This window comes from Chromobacterium fluminis, from assembly GCF_011602385.1.
GTDB classification, from domain to species: Bacteria; Pseudomonadota; Gammaproteobacteria; order Burkholderiales; family Chromobacteriaceae; genus Chromobacterium; species Chromobacterium fluminis.
In genome coordinates this window covers 1-16,319 of sequence record NZ_JAAOMA010000067.1, presented here as the reverse complement: position 1 = coordinate 16,319, position 16,319 = coordinate 1, and the positions used below count along the sequence as shown (strand labels likewise).

Below are 16,319 nucleotides of genomic sequence, written 5' to 3'. Positions count from 1 at the left end.
GCCCCCTCCACCCGATTCCGCCCATTCTCCTTGGCCCGATACAAGGCCTCGTCCGCGCGCTGGACGATGGTTTCGTGGGTGGCGTCGTCGTCGCGGGCGGTGGCCGCGCCTATGCTGACGGTGATGACGCCGGCCACGGTGTCGGAGGCAGCGGATATTGCCGTGCGCACCCGTTCGGCCAGCACCATCGCGCCTTCGGCGTCGGTGTCCGGCAGCAGAAGCAGGAACTCCTCGCCGCCGTAGCGGGCGGCAAAGTCCGTGGCGCGCGCCGCGCCGTTCAGGGCGGCGGCGATTTGTTGCAGCACTTGGTCGCCCACCGCGTGGCCGTGGTTGTCGTTGACGCGTTTGAAGTGGTCGGCGTCCAGCAACAGCACCGAGTAGGGCGCGCGGCTGCGGTGGTAGCGCTGGTATTCCGCCGTCAGCCGTTCCGCGGCGGCCATGCGGTTGCCCAGGCCGGTTAGCGCGTCGCTGCGAGCCAGTTGTTCCAGTTGCGCCGCTCTTTCTTCCAGTTGGCGTTTGGCTTCGCTCAGCGCCTCGGTGCGTTCCTCCACTTTTTGCTCCAGGCCGGCGTTGGCGGCGGCCAGTTCGCCGCGGCGAGCCAGCAGGGTGGCGGTCATCTGTTGCATGGCTTGGGCCAGTTGTTGCAGCTCGCGGGCGCCGCTGCGCAGGCTCCAGTCCGCTTGTTCATCGCCGGCGCTGACGCGCTGGGCGGTGTGGGCCAGGGTTTCCAGCGGACGGCTGAAGGCGGCGGCCAGCCGGTAGACCACGGCCATCAATAGCAGGGTGCTGATCCAGCCGGGCAGGGTCAGCGCGGAGCGCAGCCGGCTGAGGGTGGCCGGCGCTTGCGGCGGCGGCTGGCGGACGATGACGCGCCAGCCGGGGCCGGGGGCGTCGTCTATCACGGCGTCGGCGTAGAGGTAGGTTTCGCCATCCGCCCAGTCGCCCTGCTGGTAGCCGGGGCCGCTCAGCGGCGCGGGCATGTCCGCCTGGCTGGGTGCGCCGGGCGGAAACAAGGGGGCGTTGTTTTGATTGACGATGAAGACTTGGGGCGCGTCTCCGGCACTGCCGCGCGGCAGGCGTTCGGCGATCAGCGTCGCCACCCAGGCCCAGGCGCTTTGGGCGGCCAGCGCGCCGCGCAGCTTGCCGGCCTCGTCATGCAGCGGGGCGGCGAATTCAATGCGCGGGGATGGCGGGCTGCCGCTGGCGGAGGCGATGCGGCCGTCCGGCGCAATCACGCCCAGCCAGGCGTAGTCCGGGTTGTGCAGCCTGATGTGTTCCAGGCCGCTGCGCAGCGCCGGGCTGTCCAGCGGGGCGCTGAGGAAGACGGGGGTTTGGGTGTGCAGGGCGAGTTCTCGCCGCCGTTGGCTGAGGCCGGCGGCCAGGGATTTGGCGATGCCGCGCGCGGTAGCCTGCAAGGCTTCGCCCTTGTCTTGCAGCAGGCCCTGGTTCATCCGCGGTTCCAGCGCGGTGTCCAGCAAGGAGGCGAACAGGAACAGGCCGCCGAACAGCAGGCTGAGCCGCAGCCGGAAACTGCGCGGCCAGAGGTAGGAGAGAAGCTTCATCTTGGTGCGGCCAATGGGGGGGTACAGCTTTATGTTTGTATCCACGGGCGCGGGATTGCAAGGCGGGAGGCGGGGTAAAAAGAGCGCGGCCAACTAGGGCCGCGCAAATGGGGAGACGGGAGAGGCAGCCGGCCAGCGGCGCTTAGACCCGCTAAGAGCCTGTTCAAGGTCTCGCGAGCTAGGGCGATACAGCGTTAAAAACGGTTTCGAAATGCTCATGTACCACGCGTACATTCCGCTTTCTCAGCCATTTTCGCCTTGTCTCGCCTTAGCTCGCGAGATCGTAAACACGTTCTGAAGAGAGGCTCCGAGGCCTTGGTGAGGGCCTCGGAGGGAGGCAAGAGGCTATGACAGCCTCTTGGCGCCTTCATTACTGATGGCTACGGCGCTGAAGCCAACTTGCCAGCCGGCCGCCAAATAGCAGCTCATAAAGTACCGGCACCACGCCTAATGTGATCAGCGTGCCAAGCAGCAGGCCTCCCATGATGGTCAATGCCATGCCGGCCCACAGGCTGCCGCCAAAGATCAGTAACGGTACCAAGCCGGCTACGCATGTGAGCTTGGTCATCACGATAGGGCGAAGGCGTGCCACCGCCGCCGCTACCACCGCATCGCGTATAGGCTTGCCGGTGGCCAGTTCCACTTCAATTCGTTCAAGTAGCAAAACAGCGTTGTTGACGATGATGCCCGCCAGGGAGAGTAAGCCAAAGTTGGCCATGAAGCCCATGGGTTCTCCGCCTATCAAGAGCGCAGGGGCAACGCCGATCATGGCAAACGGGATGATGCCTACGATCAGCATCAACTTCCGGAAGGAGCCGAACTGCCAGATAAACAACAGCAGCATGGCTACCACCGCATGCGGCAGGTAGTTTTCCAATGCAGCGCTAGAGTCCGCCGCTTCTTCTATCTCCGCTCCTAACTCGATATGGTAGCCGGGCGGCAACTTGATTTGCTTGATGCTTGGGGCCGCGCGGTCAGCTGTCTGCTGCGCGGTGGCCGTGGTGCTGCGTCCCTCCACGGTGAGGGTACGCACCAAGTCGCGTCGTATGATGGTTGACGGTTCGGACGCAAGCGACGCGCTTGCCACCGCTGACAAGGGCACCGGTGTCGCGCCATTGGCCGGGTAGATGAGGGTGTTGGCCAAATCTTCCGGATGGGCTCGTTCGGCGTTGCTGCCCCTGATAATCATCGGCACCAGCGTATCGCCGTCGCGCAGCACAGAGGCTTCCACGCCGGTATAGCGCATGCCTAATGAGGTTGCGATGTCTTCACTGCTGATCCCCAGGCGCCGTGCCTTGCCTTGATCGATTTCAACATCCACGCGTGGAACGCGTGGTCCCCAGTCATTGCGTACTTGCACCAGTCCCGGCAGCGGGCGCAGCGCCGCTTGGACTTGTTGACCGATATTGCGCAATACCGCTTCGTCCGGCCCGCTGATCCGGTAGGCCACTAGACCGGCATCGTTGGTGCTGCGTGAGAAGCGTTTGGCATCCACGCGGACGTCGGAGTACTTGCGGGACATCCATTGCTGGGTGCGCTGGATCATGCTTTCCAATTCATCGCTATCGCGAACGCTGACGGTGAGATAGCCGATATTGGAGGCGGGCAATGGCGGGTTGAGCGACAGGACGATACGGGGGCCGCCATCCGCCACATAGCCGATGCTGGTGGTGACTTCGGGGTTCGCTTTTTTATCGCTCAGCCAGCGGCTGAGATCGCGCACAACGGTTTGAGTCCTGCGGGCATCGCTGCCGGGTTGCAGCTCGACAACAACCTGAAATTGCGGACGATCCGAGGGCGGCAGGAAGCCAGTAGGCACTTGCGACAGCAGGCCCATGGAGCAGACAAACAGCAAGGTCATGCCCGCCAGCATGAGGCCTTTGTGGTCTAGTACTTTACGGATGACTCGGGCATAAGCGGCGTAAAAGCGGCTGTCTTTCGCCGGGGCGTCGTTGTCGTGGTGACCGGCCTTGAGAAAGTAGTAGCACAGCAGCGGCGTAATGGTCAGGCACAGTAGCCAGGAGCCAAGCAATGACAGCGTCACGACGACCACGAGTGGTCGGAGGTACTCATTGACCGTGGTATTGCCAAAAAAGAATGGCGAGAAGGCGAAGATAATGACGAGAGAGGACGTCAGCAGAGGAATGGCCAAGGTTCTGCCGGCCTGGATGCAGGCAGATTTGCGTTCCTCTCCAGCGGCCAAGCGACGCTCTACGTCCTCGGCGATGACAATGCCGTTGTCAACCAGTAGGCCGAGCGCGATGATGATCGCCGCCATCGATACGATGTGAAGTTCGATGTCTAGAGAGCGCATCACCAGCAGCGTGGCCAAGATGGTCAGCGGTACGATGCTGCCAACAATAATGCCCGCTCGCCACCCAAGGAACAGCACCACCACCGTCATCACGATCAGGATGGTTTCTTCCATCACCCTGTTCATATTGCCCATTTCATGCTCAACCACGTCGGCTTGGAATGAGACGTAGTCCAGCATGAATCCCGTGGGTAACAGTTGCTCTTGCAGTTCGCTTACCCGTGTCTTGAGTTCCTTGCCCAGTTCCTTGATGTTCTGGCCTCGGCGCATGGAAACACCCAGCACCACGGCATTTTCTCCGCGGTAGATGGCTGCGGATTCCGGAGGGTCCGCGGGTAGCACTTTCACCTGGGCGATGTCTCCCAGGCGCACGGTGGACGCTACCGCGTTAGGGCCGGAGGGAGGCGTCAGCATGAAATTGCGCAGCGCTTCGATCGAGCGTATTTCGCCTGAAGCAACAACCGCTGCGTTTAGGCCGGACATGACCACTTGGCCGCCTGAAAGCACCACGTTTTGCTGTTGAAGTTGCTGTATCGCCGCGCTGGTGCCCAGCCCCAGGCCTGCCAGGCGATTGCGATCGAACTCGATGTAGATCCGTTCGTCCTGCAAACCGTGGAAACTGACGCCCTGAATCCCCTTAATACCGTAGATGCCCTCACGCAGGCGCTTGAGCGGTTCGCGCATCTCGCTCATGGAGAAGCCTGGGGCGGTGATGGCGATTGAGGCGATGGCAACCCGACCGAAATCGTCATTGATCTGCGGCGGCAATGTCCCTGCAGGGAACGATGGGGTGGCTTCGCCCACTTTGGCGCGCATGCGTTGCCACACCGGAATCAGGTCTTTGATTTCATCCCGCAGACTAACCCGTACCGCCACGCTGCCTGATCGAACCGTGCTGGTCACGTGCTTGATTTCTGGCAACTGGCGCAGTCTTTCTTCCAGCGGGCGGGCCACTAGCTGTTCCATGCGCTCCGCTGGCATGCCTGGGTTGGAGACAAAAATGATTGCGTCACGGATTGTGGTGGAGGGTTCCTCCTGTGACGGGAAGCTCAGGAAGGCGAAAACCCCGGTGACCAAGACTAATAAGGCAGCAAAAAAAGTCAGGCGGCTATTGTTTAGAGCAGCTTCGGTCAATCTCATCGCTCGGCCCCTTGTACGGATGGGAGCAAGGTTTCCGACGAGTAGGATTTGGCGGGCTGACCTTCATGTAGGAAAGCCGCACCGGCTACGACCACACGCTCACCCGTGGCGAGGCCCTGGGTAATGGTGATGCGGCCGCCGCTTTGCATGCCAGTGCTGGTGTGGACGGTGCGATGCTGTAGTTTCCCGGAGGGGGTCAGAACGAAAACCACGGCTTGCCCCGGTTGTGGGGCCGGCAAGATCGCAGAGGCGGGCAGACTGATTTTATGAGTTGCTTGCAGATTGGGCAGTTCTACGGAAATCACCCCCCCGCTGCGCAATGTAGTCGGTGTCTTCGGCAAGCGGAAGATAGCCTGCACCAAAGAGCCGTTGTCGCTGCGCGCAGACAAGCGCTCCAACGATAGGGGAAATGTCTCGCTCCCACTTTTGCCGCGTGCACTGCTGCTGCCGGGGGTAAGGGAGGGCGTAACCGACTCCGGGAGCATGGCAACAACTTCAAGTTGGTTTCCAGACTGAATTTGCAAGATGCTCTGGCCTGCCGCCACATCGGTGAATGGCTGTGCTTGGCGAGCCACGATCTCACCGTCAAAGGGGGCGGTAATCCGACTGTGGGCTAAGTCGCGCCGGGCGGTGGAAAGGGCCGCGTTGGCCGCGTCCAGTTGACTGCGGGCCTGTTGGTAAGCGGCTTGCGTGGACTGTAAGGCCGTGGGGGAGATGATTTTGTCACGAGCCAATGCCTGTTGCTGTTCTAGCTGGGCACTGCGTTCCGTGAGCGTAGCCGCTGCGGCTGCGCGGTCGGCTTCGGCTTTGTCCAATCGCCAGCGCGCGGGAGCCTCGTCTAATCGTGCGAGTAGTTGGCCCGCGCGCACGCGGTCGCCTACTTCAACTTGGATAGCCACAATGCGGCCAGCCGTTTCAAAGCTCAGGTCGCTACGCTGACGAGCACGCAGAGTGCCAACAAAATGGTTGCTTGCTGCTTGGGCCTGAGCCGTGCCGACAATCTCGGTTTTGACTACTTTGGGTTGCGCAGTTGCAGGCGGCGTAGATTGGGAGCAGGCGCTTAGCATAAAAGCGGATGCCGCCACAGCTAAGGTTATGGCGCTGATTGAAGGCAAAGAGTGTTGTAAATGCATGACTGAATCTCAAGTGGGCGGGGGTTAAGGCAATTCGCGCGCCAACTCCAGTAGCGTCTCTCGCATAGCCGCGCGCTGATCTGGTGTGAACTTGTGTAGTTGGAGCAATTCGAGCAGCAACAAGCCATCCATGGCTAATGACAACAATTGAAAGAGCGCGGGATTAGGACTGCGGCCTAAGGTGTCATAGCCGCGGGAAAACAATGCCTGTACCTGGGGAAGCAGGTGCGGGTGTGCAGTGGCAGCTACCAACATATTGGCGAGCAATTGTTTCTGGCTAGCAGGCATGTCGAAGGTAAAGTCCGCTAACTCGGCGATCTTGGCCTGAGGAGAGACGATTTGGGGCTGGTCTGAGACAGGAAGGCCAATTTGAGCATCCAGCTCAGTCACCATGCGTTCAAGCAGCGCACTCAAAAGCTCGTCACGCGTCTTGAAGTGGTAAATCAGACCCGCTTTAGTGATGCCTGCGGCGGTGGCGGTGGCCTGGATGCTGACATTGCTAACGCCATGCTTAGTCAGAATCGCGGCGGCCGCATCAAGGATAGTGTCGCGAGAGTTGGTGCTATTAGACGAGGACAAGATAATTCCTTTACATTAACTGTACTGTACGTATAGTATAGTAGTTGAAATCAACTAGTCAATCATGGAGTTATCGGATGCATCCCAAATCTTCTGTCTCGGGCTTTGGATCCCCGCGCATTACTCGTCAGATGCTACTTAGTGTGGGCGCGTGTGCCGTACTGAGCTTGACGGGCTGCACCTCAATGCAGCCAAGTTCATCAATTGGAAAAGTCTCAGTCGCTGTGCCGGCCAAGTGGAATGAAGTTGTGACCGGCAGTAAGGGATACGATGCGACCAACTGGTGGCATAGCTTTGGCATTCATGAACTGGATGATCTGATCAGCACTGCCCTGGCGTCGAATCGAGACTTGAGGATCGCAACCGCTCGTCTGGAGCAAGCTCGCGCATTGACCGATAGGGCACAGGCGGATCGCCGTCCGCAACTGGACGCCGTGGCGGCTGCGCAGCGCGGCAGGAATAATGGTCTTGATCCAAAAACAGAGCGCAGTAGCGTTGGCATGCGTGCCAGTTGGGAAGTGGATCTATTTGGTCGTGGAGCATTAGCGGTCGACGCAAGCCAAGCGGATGCCCAAGCAAGCCAATATGCGCTGGAAGCCGCGCAGATCGCCCTGGCCGCTGATGTGGCGGCTGCGTATTTTGAATTGCGCACCTTGGCGCAAAGAGTGGAGTGGCGTCGACAGGCGAGCTTGGTGGCAGAAAATCAGCTTAAAGTTGCCCAGCGTAAGTTCATCGCAGGCCAGACCACGGCATTGGAAGTCGAGCGCTGGAGGACTGAACTGGCGCAAGAACAGGCAACCATCGCTCAGTTGGATGGTCAACGGCGAGTACATCACCGTCAGTTGGCCGTGCTGCTGGGCGTTGGCGAAGCTCCTGTGCTGGGCCTGCTTGCCACGGGTGAGGCCCCTCCGCCTCCGGCCCTGAAGCTACCTGGAGAATTGCTGGAAAGACGCCCTGATGTGTTGCGCCAAGCCAGGGCCCTGGATGGCGCCTTAGCACGTGTCGGAGTGGCGCGTAAGGAAGTGTACCCAAAGCTGCAGATCGATTGGGCTGGATCGCGTGAGAGGACGGCGCTCGTTGGTGGAGGGGCGTCTCCCCAAATTGTGCTTGCTTATGGTGTCTCGCTATCGTTGCCCATCCTTGATGGGGGTCGTATTCGCAGCAATATCAAGATACAGGAGGCCCGAGCCAAGGAGGCGATGGCTGAGTATGAGAAGACCATGTTGCAAGCACTGGCGGATGTGGAGTCGGCGCTTGCGCAGTGGACCGCCTCTGAAGTCTCGTTGCGGGAGTGGCGGAAGGCTGAGGCCGCAGGGAATGTCGCAGTCAGTCACGCGGGACGGATGTTCGATGCGGGGATGAGTGATCAGAGCGCGGTGTTGGATGCCCGGCGCAATTATCTGCATGCACAGGATGAAGTGAGCCAGGCGGAGGGTGCCCGATGGGCCGCGGCGGTGAATTTGCGAAGAGTGTTTGCCGGCGCGATTTAATTCATGCGTTGCTCCAACAATCACTCTTGAGTCATTGGGGGCTGGTGTGGAAAAGATAGAACGAAAAACACGAAAACCCTCGTGGGGTGCGGCTTGCTTGTAACGTTGTAGGCAATTTTGAAACTGAGCACGTCGCCGGTCCGGCGTCCACGTTGACGCCGGAGAACCGAATGCGACCGTTGAGGCCTTAGGGTGCGCCGTTGTCGCGCAGGCCAGCCGCCGGCTGGCGTACGTCTACATATTCCTATGTCTATCTGTTGGATGCGGATCATCGGGGCGCCGTCGGCTCCGCCCACCAGCGCGCCCTCGGTGATCAGGGCCTGGCCGATGCGGCCGGAGATGGGCGCTTCCTCGCGGGACAATTCCAGGTCCAGCTGGCCGCAGCCGCAGCGCTAGCCGGCCCGGAGCGCGGCCCGCTTCATGAACACAAGCTCCGGGTCGCCGTCGTCCAGATTATCGATGCGGCCGCTTTCCCTATAGCTCAGCTTATGCAGCAGACGCCGCATCGGCGCATTCGATTCATTCGCGGACGTGAACAGCTTGTCGTCCGCGCATTGCGCTTCCAGCGCCAACATCAGCGCGCTGGCGACGCCGTGATTTCGGGCGGCTTCCGCCACCATCAGCAGCGGGATGAAGCGCTGCTGAAAAAAGGATCGATCCAGAATACCGTAGCCCAGTACCTCCTCGGCTTCGGCCAACCAGCAGCTGTGCGCGGCGATCGCGTGGTTCAGCGCCTGACGGCGGCCGAGGGCCCCGCGCGCGATGGGGTCGATGTTGACCAGGGCCGGCAGGTCCGCCGCTTGCGCGGCTCGTATTGTGAGAGGGGTTGGCATGGTCTTGGCCTGCGGAATGACTCGGCGCTCAATCTAGCGCTTCGTTGCCGCACGGGCAACTTAGCCAGCGCCAAGCGGGACGCAAAAAAGCCGCGCCATTTGCCGGACGCGGCTTTTTGATTTGTGGCGTGATCTGCTTTGCAAGCAGAAGTGGCGCCCCGACAGGGATAGAATTGGTTTCTAAAGTAATTGTTTATAAGTCGATTTCTTAATTTTTCGTTAATAGAATACCCCTTTAGATACCCCCAGATTTGTTTTTTTTCTGGTATGAGCGACTGCTTTCGACCCGTTGCAGTCAGTTTTACTGTTTGAAAGCCTATGGCAGTTATCAGCTTGGAGCGGCCCTTCATGTAGCTTGGCCACCTACAACAAGTGGCCAAAGCTACCGGCAGTACACTGCCGTCCGGTCGATCATCGCATTCAAGCCAATTCTCCCCCGTGGGGCGTAAGCCCAGGCTAAATAGCTTAAGGGCAAGGAAGGAGCCGATGAAGATAGGACTGCTCGATACGATCAAGTCAAGCTCATCGCATCCAGTTAGCCATCGTAGCGGTCATTGAATGACATCACCCTTTCTACTGGGTAAGGTTTGCTGCAATAGCGCACAGCGCAAATTTCATGAATGACAATGGAGTCTTTCTTCAAAGACAGCGAAGGATGCATTGAGCGTTGTTCATGTCTTGGTGCTTCTTGGTCCATGAACAGGATCGAAGGATTAAACCACTTACCTGGGCCGTCTTCCTCATACTCCCACAGTGAGACCTCCGCAGTAGCATGACTGCCTTCGGCCTCACTCACGTCACAAGCCTTTCGAAACAAAACAATGTTATCACCTGCAGGTAGTTCATCAGGGTGGCGGCTTTGTGCAGAGGGGTAGATGATGCCGTCAACGTTCAACGTACGGTGGGCCGCAAGATAGTCTGCAACGGCTTGCGTGACTAGGTAGTCTCGATTTTGTAGTTCGGGCATCACAGGAGCCGATAGCCGATTGCCCAATGTCCTGAGAAAGTCTCGTCGCTGTGTGGCAGAGCGTGTTGTAGCATCAAACAAACTGGTGCCTGCGGGTAACTCAACTGTTGCAAGTCGTCGGAGGTCCAACAGTCGCAGTGGGCGAATTACTTCAAAAGCAGCAAGTGCGATGTGACTGTCCACAGGTGGGCGCACCTCTGCGATGCAGACCTCGGGAGTTGTGGCACCGTAAAACGCGGGTTGGCCTTGTCCATTCATTCGACCGGCGGCTCCAATACCGGCAACAGGTGGGCCTAGCAATCGCTCAGGGCTACGAAGCGCATCAATCAGCGCTTTTTCTGTTTGGAAGACTCGACCCCGATAGAGCGTAGTTAAAGATGTCCCTGGGCCAATATCTATGACAACGGGCTTTCCTTCCTTGTCGCAGTCACTGGATAGCTCGCCGAAAACGGTGTCGAGCAGCTCCTGCGCTTTTGGATTGAAGTAACGGACATCAGAGTGGAGGCTTTCTTCCATTTCCCGCCAGGCATGACTGAGCTGCGCGGCCATTGATGATTTTGGAACGAACCAGGGTTCATCATCACCATATCGATACTCATCGGAGCCTGCGTCGTACCATAGACTTGTAAGATGCTCGATCACGATATCGACTGCATCTGGTGGCAGACCAGTCAGCTCCGAGATTGTTGTCTGTAGATCTTTTCCGGCGGGAGTCCGGTTGAAATGGACGACTGCCATAGTGTGGCTAGACTCCTCGAAGAACGTGTCAAGCACTTCATTGCATAAGCGTGCCACCTTCCTAAGGTCTACAGACGGCTTATCACCATCACAATATTTGCAAGATATTTCAGATGAAGCCGTATCTTGAACTAGGCGCCGTAGGTAGGGATCGCCAACGCAATTTGAACAGATAAAATTCATGCAAACTCTCCTAGGTAGTTCACAAAATTTATGATTGATAGACTTATGACAGCGCTGAAACAGATGTGCAGGAGGTTTTGACGCACGGATTTTTGGATGGAAGCTAATCTGTATAGATGGCCCAATCGGCAACGTACATGGGAGCTGTAATTTTGGGTAGTTCTTGTACACGGCTACTAATGCAGCTGGCAAGCTTCTTTATTCGTTCGTATGCAACTTTATCACGGGGATAGTTTTCACCATAGGCTTTGACTGTTATGAACCAACGTTTGAGAATGCTCTTCCCACATATGTTGGCAGTTCTTTCGGCAATTTCTTTTAAAAAAATAAAGGTTTGATTAATAAATTCCTCATCAATATGTGCGACCTTCTCAGCTAGGCTTGGTTGATTGATACGTGCCGCATCGTGTGCTGTTACAAAGCCAGCATTGTGGGCAACTGAATGACGAAGAACCCAAAGGGTATTCAGGGTTTGAATTTCAGTTGGATTAAATAAAGTAACATTGAAAAGGTTCTTGAAGCGTGTATTCACAGTTTCTGGCGTGTGCCAGCCAAGAGTTGGATGTACCAGAAGTGAACCGATAGATGTTTGTGCCACGCGCTGTGAAAGAATTCGATCGGTTGAGACATCTAACCAATCTTGTTTTTTTACCTGCTCATCAAATGCGCCAGTCGCATCAATGGCCTTTGCTACGTAGTCCTTTAGCATGTATTCAAATGCTGCCATGAGTTGGCCGAAGATAGCGAGCTGGTTCCGGTGTCTATGTTTGATAGCAACCCCACCGCGTGCGATCTCTGATAGACGGTCATCGCTGAAATATTCTGCAGCGAGGCACAACGTCTTTCCTTGAGAGCAAAAGAACGAGCATGGGCTGTACTGTCTCTTAATATTCTCTCTGGCTATATCAGACGTATCTCGGGTCCATACTGATGCGTTAGGAAATGACATAAGAGTGCTTCCTAGTAAATGTTTAATATTTATCCTTCTAACCAACAAGGAATGACATAAAAATAGAAATAACGTTTTGACGAATGACTACTTAAGGAAGAAAACTTGAATGGAATTTCTTGGCTGTTAGCTGTTGGTTGTAAGCCGTGGTTTTCCTACCGCCCAGCCAGACACTCACACCTAAAATCCCCCCGAAACCGTGGATTGAGATTTAAGTCTTTGTCCTGTAACGGTTTTTCATCCACGGTTTGTCCACGGACTCTCCCCCCGATTCCGTGGATTCCGCATAAACTTCAATAAAATCAATGCGATGAAGGGAAGGGCGAATCCACCATTTCCACGACTTCCGCTGGCAAACCCGTGGATTAAATTTTAAGCAGCGCTCTGAAACCGTGGATGGCCCTTTCCTTCCTTTTTCATTGCTTTTTATCTCTATCTCTTTGTTTTTTAAATAAGAAGAAGTACTTAGAGGCCGTAAAAGGGTAAAACCCCAATGTGGAAGAAATGGGGCAAACCGTGGAAGTTTGAGGGGAAACCGTGGATTTTGGAGGGCAAACCGTGGATGGGTTGTTCTCAACAATCAATGACTTAGGTCGTGATGCGGGGTCAATCCACGGAATTTTTTTACATCCTCCCCTACCCAATGGCGCGGAAACCGGCGATTTCCGGCCGTTCTCGCTGGTCTTGTGTTGTCAATGTCATATTTTGTGTGTAAAAGGTTCCACTGTTTTGCAGTTTGAGCGGGGGAATGCGTGACAGCCCACACAAGGCGGGCTGTCGAGGGGAGGGGCGGGTAGTTTAGGGCTGGATGTCCGGCGCGGCGTAGAGGCCGAGCTTTTCCAGTTGCGGCAGGCTGATCGCGGTCAGGTGGCCCTGGCGGCGGCCGTGGATGGTCTTCTCGACGCCGTCGGCCAGCACCACCGGGCTTTGCAGCAGCTGGTGCTTGAAGATGCGGCCGGTCTTCACCGGCAGCGCGTCGAACTTGGCGCGCAGATGCGGTGCGGTGGAGAGATGGTCCATCACGTGATTGGGCCGGAGGAACAGCGCCATTTCGCTGCGGCCGTCAGGGAGTTTGACCCGGTCCCAGCAGTGCGGGTAGTCGAAGCGCCGCGCCTCCAGCTCGGACAGCAGGATTTCCATGATCCAGACCCAGGGCAGGCGGCTGCCGTCGGTGTCGACGATATGGCTGTTCATCTCGGCCAGCAGGTCTTCGATGAAGCCGCCTTGCTGCGGGTCGAGGTCGGCGAACTCGCACAGCAAGGCCCAGCTGCACAGCAGAGCGGCGTAGTTCTCCATCATCCGCCGCGCGGTGGCGTCGCCGGTAGGGGCGCGGCTGTGGCGTTCGCACAGGCCCAGGTAATGGCGGTGCAGGTCGCGCAGCCGGGCCGGCTCGACGTCGGCCAGAAACTGCAGCCACGGCCACAACGGGAAGGCCGGCAGATCATGCGGAATCAGCGCGCCTTGCCGCGCCACCGACAGGCTGCTGCGGCACAGCTTGGACTGCAGGCTCTGGACGTCGACTTCCTCGCCGGCCAACAGCACCGGCGCGCACATTAGATACGGCGTCAGGCTGGCCCCGACGCGGGTGAACTCGAAACGATAGGTCGACTGCAGCAGCGCGTCGATGTCGGACAGCACCGCTTTGGGCAGCTTGGAGAATTCATCCCAGCCCACCGGCTGCGAGGTGAACGACACCGAGGCGCGGCGGCGGTGGTCGGTTTTGAGCATCTGCCCGGACAGCACCTGAAACGCCAGGGTGGTCTGCAGGCTCTCCAGCAACTTGGACTTGCCCGAGCCCTTCTCGGCCTGCATCTGGAAGTGCGGATAGAAGCCGAGCAGGGTTTTGAGGTGCGCGCCCAGGGCCCACACCAGGGGGATGGCGGCCGCATTGTCGCGGAAGGTGTCCTGATAGGCTTGGATCACGGTGCGCGCCTGCTGCGTCGTGCCGCGCGGGAAGGTCAGGTTGTAGTACAGGCATTGCTTCTGCGGCTCGACGAAATAGCAGTCCTGCCCCTCCTGTGCCGTCAGCGCGCCGGCCTTCCACGCCAGGCCGACGAAGTTGACCACATCGCGCGCCCCCAGGTCGGCGGCCCGTTCCATCAGGTTGACCAGGCGCTGGAACTGCGCCGGCTTCCAGATTGCACCGAAGCGGCTTTTCCACCATTCGAGGTTGTACAGCTTGTCGTCGGTGGCCACTTCGCGCTGCAGCGTCACCCCATGCCGCGCCAGCTGGGCGCTGACGCCGAACACGGTTTCCGGCTGATGGTCGGCCGCACCGCTGATGGTGGCCAGATGGCTTTGAATGCGCAGCCGCGACAGGCTGGCCACGCGGAAGGAACACAGGTCGCCGAGCGTCTCCGAACGGTTGCCGTCGTCGTCTGTCTTGAACTCGTCGACGTACTGGGTGAAGTCCTCCTTCACCCGGAAACGCCAGTACACCGCCCAGTCATGGCCGGGGAGTTGCACCCGTCGCGTGCCCTCCAGCCGTTCGCCGCCACCGGGCATACCGGGCAACAGCCACGCCTCCAGCTTGCGCAGCCGGCCGCGCAGCACGTCCGCGCCATGCTGGCGCAACACGTCGTTGAGGTCTTCGCCTTCGTCCCAGTCCTGCATGTCCACCAGCAAATGGCCGATGTCGGCCGCCGTCAGCTTCTCCGACAAGCGCCAGGCTGCCGCCAGCCCCGGCCGCACGCCGCTGGCCGGGTTCACCGGGTCGCTATGGTCCAGCGCCACCCGCACCGCCTTGCCGCGCAACACCGTCCAATCGAGGCTGTCGACATTGCCGACGCCGCGCAGCGCCAGCGCCGCCACGTCCGGCGGGGTGCAACTCTCCACCGACAGCGCATTGATCGGGCTTTCCACCAGATAGACCAGGCGCGCGCGCTGCAGCCGTTGCGGGTCGCTGCACCAGCCGTGGCCCTCGCGCGCGCCTTGGCATTGGGTCTTCACGCCGCCGTTCAAAGCCGGATCGACATAGCGCAGATCCACCGCCGCCAGCCGGCCGCCGTTGCGCACCAGGAAGGCGACGGCCGCGCCGCCGTGGCCGACTTCGCCGGCGGCGATCTTGGCGCTGTGCCAATCGTTCCAGCCCAGCGTCTTGCAGCGCAGGGCGCGGCGGATCACCGCTTCGTCTATGCCCCGGCCGGTCAGGTAGGCGATGGCCGCCTCGGCTTGGGCCAGGCAGCGCTCGCCGATGTAGTCGAGGGTGGACTTGCGCACCGGCGCGGCCTTGTCCTTCATGGCGGGTTTGGGTTGCGGCAGGCCGTACCAGTCGCCTAGCACGCGCGCGGCCGCCAATGGCGTGTCCAGCTCCGGCTGACAGTAGCGCAGCAAGTCGATGCAACTGCCGCCAGCGTCGCCGCTCCAGTCCTTCCAGCCGCGGCCGTCGGCGAAGATCGACAGCGACGCGTGGCTGTCCGGGTGGTGCGGGCTGTGATAGTTGCCCTTGCCCTGACGCTTCAGGCCCAGCCGGGCCGCCAGGTCGTGCAAGTCGATCTGCTCCTTGAGTTGGTCGAACCATTGGCCAAGCGCGGTCGGCGCACCGCCAGACAAGCCAGGGGCGTCTCGCCCGGTACGCGGGAGAGGGATTCTTGCGGTCATGGTCTTGTCCTTAGAGCAGTTGGCCGATGTCGGCGCTGGCGTCGATGACTTGTTGCTGCAGCGGCGCCAGCAGCCCGGCCAGGCGTTGCGCCGGCAATGGCTGGTCTTCAGCGCAGTCCAGCAGCTCGACCAAGCCCTGCAGGCCGTCGCCGGTACGCGTCAGGCGCGAGACGCCGGCGCTGACGGTGTGTTCGATGCGGCGGCACAGGCTGGCCAGTTGACTCAGCGGCTCGCGCAGCTCGGCATGTTCGGGGGTGTCGGCCAGCTGCTGCAACTGGGCCAGTTGGTGATGGACGGCGGACAGGATCAGGGCGTTCATGCCAACACCTCCACGGCGAAACCGGCGGCGGTGCGATGAATCAAGGCGCGTTGACCCTGGGCGACCAGCAAGGCGGCGAGCGCACGGGCTTCGGCCTCGTTGGGCAAGACGGAAACAGGGATAACGGACGCGGGGAATAAGCGAGATAAGACGCGGGAAAGCTTAGGCATGGTGGCCTCCAATGTGTAGTTGGGGCTGCCGTCCGCTGCTAAACGGGGGAGGCAGGCACGTGACAGGGTTAGCAGACCGGCACATTGGAACCGGCATACCCGAAGGTATCCCCGCCACGACCCGCCATTGAAAAATGGGCGCACCGATAGCGGTGTACGGACGTAAAAAAGCCGCCATGGTGGCGGGTGTCCGCCAATGTGTGTCGGGCTGCTAAACCCGGTCGCTGTTTTGAATGCGACGTAAAGATGGGGCAGCAATTGAGCGGGCTTGTCAATTCGCTTGGGGGGGTGGGGAATTAGGTTCGCGCATTTCATCGGGGGTGATATTTCTAAAGCGTGGGG

General features: G+C 59.3%; 11 protein-coding genes. 1 reads left to right on the top strand and 10 read right to left on the bottom strand.

Going from position 1 to position 16,319, the window contains the following annotated elements:
* The 4 genes from HA052_RS25450 to HA052_RS25435 form a co-directional block, all read right to left on the bottom strand.
* Positions 1–1,562, bottom strand: a 1,562-nt coding sequence (locus HA052_RS25450) for a GGDEF domain-containing protein (RefSeq protein WP_166454169.1), incomplete at its 3' end; no start/stop codon positions are given.
* A gap of 370 nt (positions 1,563–1,932) precedes the next feature.
* The gene (locus tag HA052_RS25445) at positions 1,933–5,016 is read right to left on the bottom strand and encodes an efflux RND transporter permease subunit (RefSeq protein ID WP_166454168.1); all 3,084 of its coding nucleotides are present in this window, start codon (positions 5,014–5,016) and stop codon (positions 1,933–1,935) included.
* Entirely contained in the window at positions 5,013–6,149 is a 1,137-nt protein-coding gene (locus HA052_RS25440) for an efflux RND transporter periplasmic adaptor subunit (protein WP_166454167.1), read from the bottom strand. Before HA052_RS25440 ends, HA052_RS25445 begins: the two co-directional genes overlap by 4 nt.
* Before the next feature lie 24 nt (positions 6,150–6,173).
* Positions 6,174–6,728, bottom strand: coding sequence for a TetR/AcrR family transcriptional regulator (locus HA052_RS25435; protein ID WP_166454166.1), 555 nt, complete (start codon positions 6,726–6,728; stop codon positions 6,174–6,176).
* Positions 6,729–6,805: 77 nt separating this feature from the next.
* Here HA052_RS25435 and HA052_RS25430 point away from each other — a divergent pair, with 77 nt between their 5' ends.
* Entirely contained in the window at positions 6,806–8,218 is a 1,413-nt protein-coding gene (locus HA052_RS25430; RefSeq protein WP_240937573.1) for an efflux transporter outer membrane subunit, read from the top strand.
* A 392-nt stretch (positions 8,219–8,610) separates the two neighbouring features.
* On the opposite strand, the gene HA052_RS25425 is transcribed toward HA052_RS25430, so the two are convergent.
* From HA052_RS25425 to HA052_RS25400, 6 genes are all read right to left on the bottom strand, one after another.
* Complete coding sequence (locus tag HA052_RS25425; RefSeq protein WP_166454165.1) at positions 8,611–9,051, bottom strand: GNAT family N-acetyltransferase; 441 nt, start codon at positions 9,049–9,051, stop codon at positions 8,611–8,613.
* A gap of 535 nt (positions 9,052–9,586) precedes the next feature.
* Positions 9,587–10,756, bottom strand: a complete 1,170-nt coding sequence (locus tag HA052_RS25420; RefSeq protein ID WP_166454164.1) for an RES family NAD+ phosphorylase — start codon at positions 10,754–10,756, stop codon at positions 9,587–9,589.
* Positions 10,757–11,042: 286 nt separating this feature from the next.
* Positions 11,043–11,666 (bottom strand): hypothetical protein, encoded by a 624-nt coding sequence (locus tag HA052_RS25415; protein ID WP_166454163.1) that lies wholly within the window; start codon positions 11,664–11,666, stop codon positions 11,043–11,045.
* A gap of 1,020 nt (positions 11,667–12,686) precedes the next feature.
* Positions 12,687–15,488, bottom strand: coding sequence for a toprim domain-containing protein (locus HA052_RS25410; RefSeq protein WP_206119052.1), 2,802 nt, complete (start codon positions 15,486–15,488; stop codon positions 12,687–12,689).
* A 10-nt stretch (positions 15,489–15,498) separates the two neighbouring features.
* Positions 15,499–15,807, bottom strand: coding sequence for a DUF1484 family protein (locus tag HA052_RS25405; protein WP_166454162.1), 309 nt, complete (start codon positions 15,805–15,807; stop codon positions 15,499–15,501).
* Positions 15,804–15,977 carry a hypothetical protein gene (locus HA052_RS25400; protein WP_166454161.1) on the bottom strand — a complete coding sequence of 58 codons (174 nt, stop codon included), beginning with the start codon at positions 15,975–15,977 and terminating at the stop codon, positions 15,804–15,806. The genes HA052_RS25405 and HA052_RS25400 overlap by 4 nt, the downstream gene beginning before the upstream one ends.
* Positions 15,978–16,319: the final 342 nt, after the last annotated feature.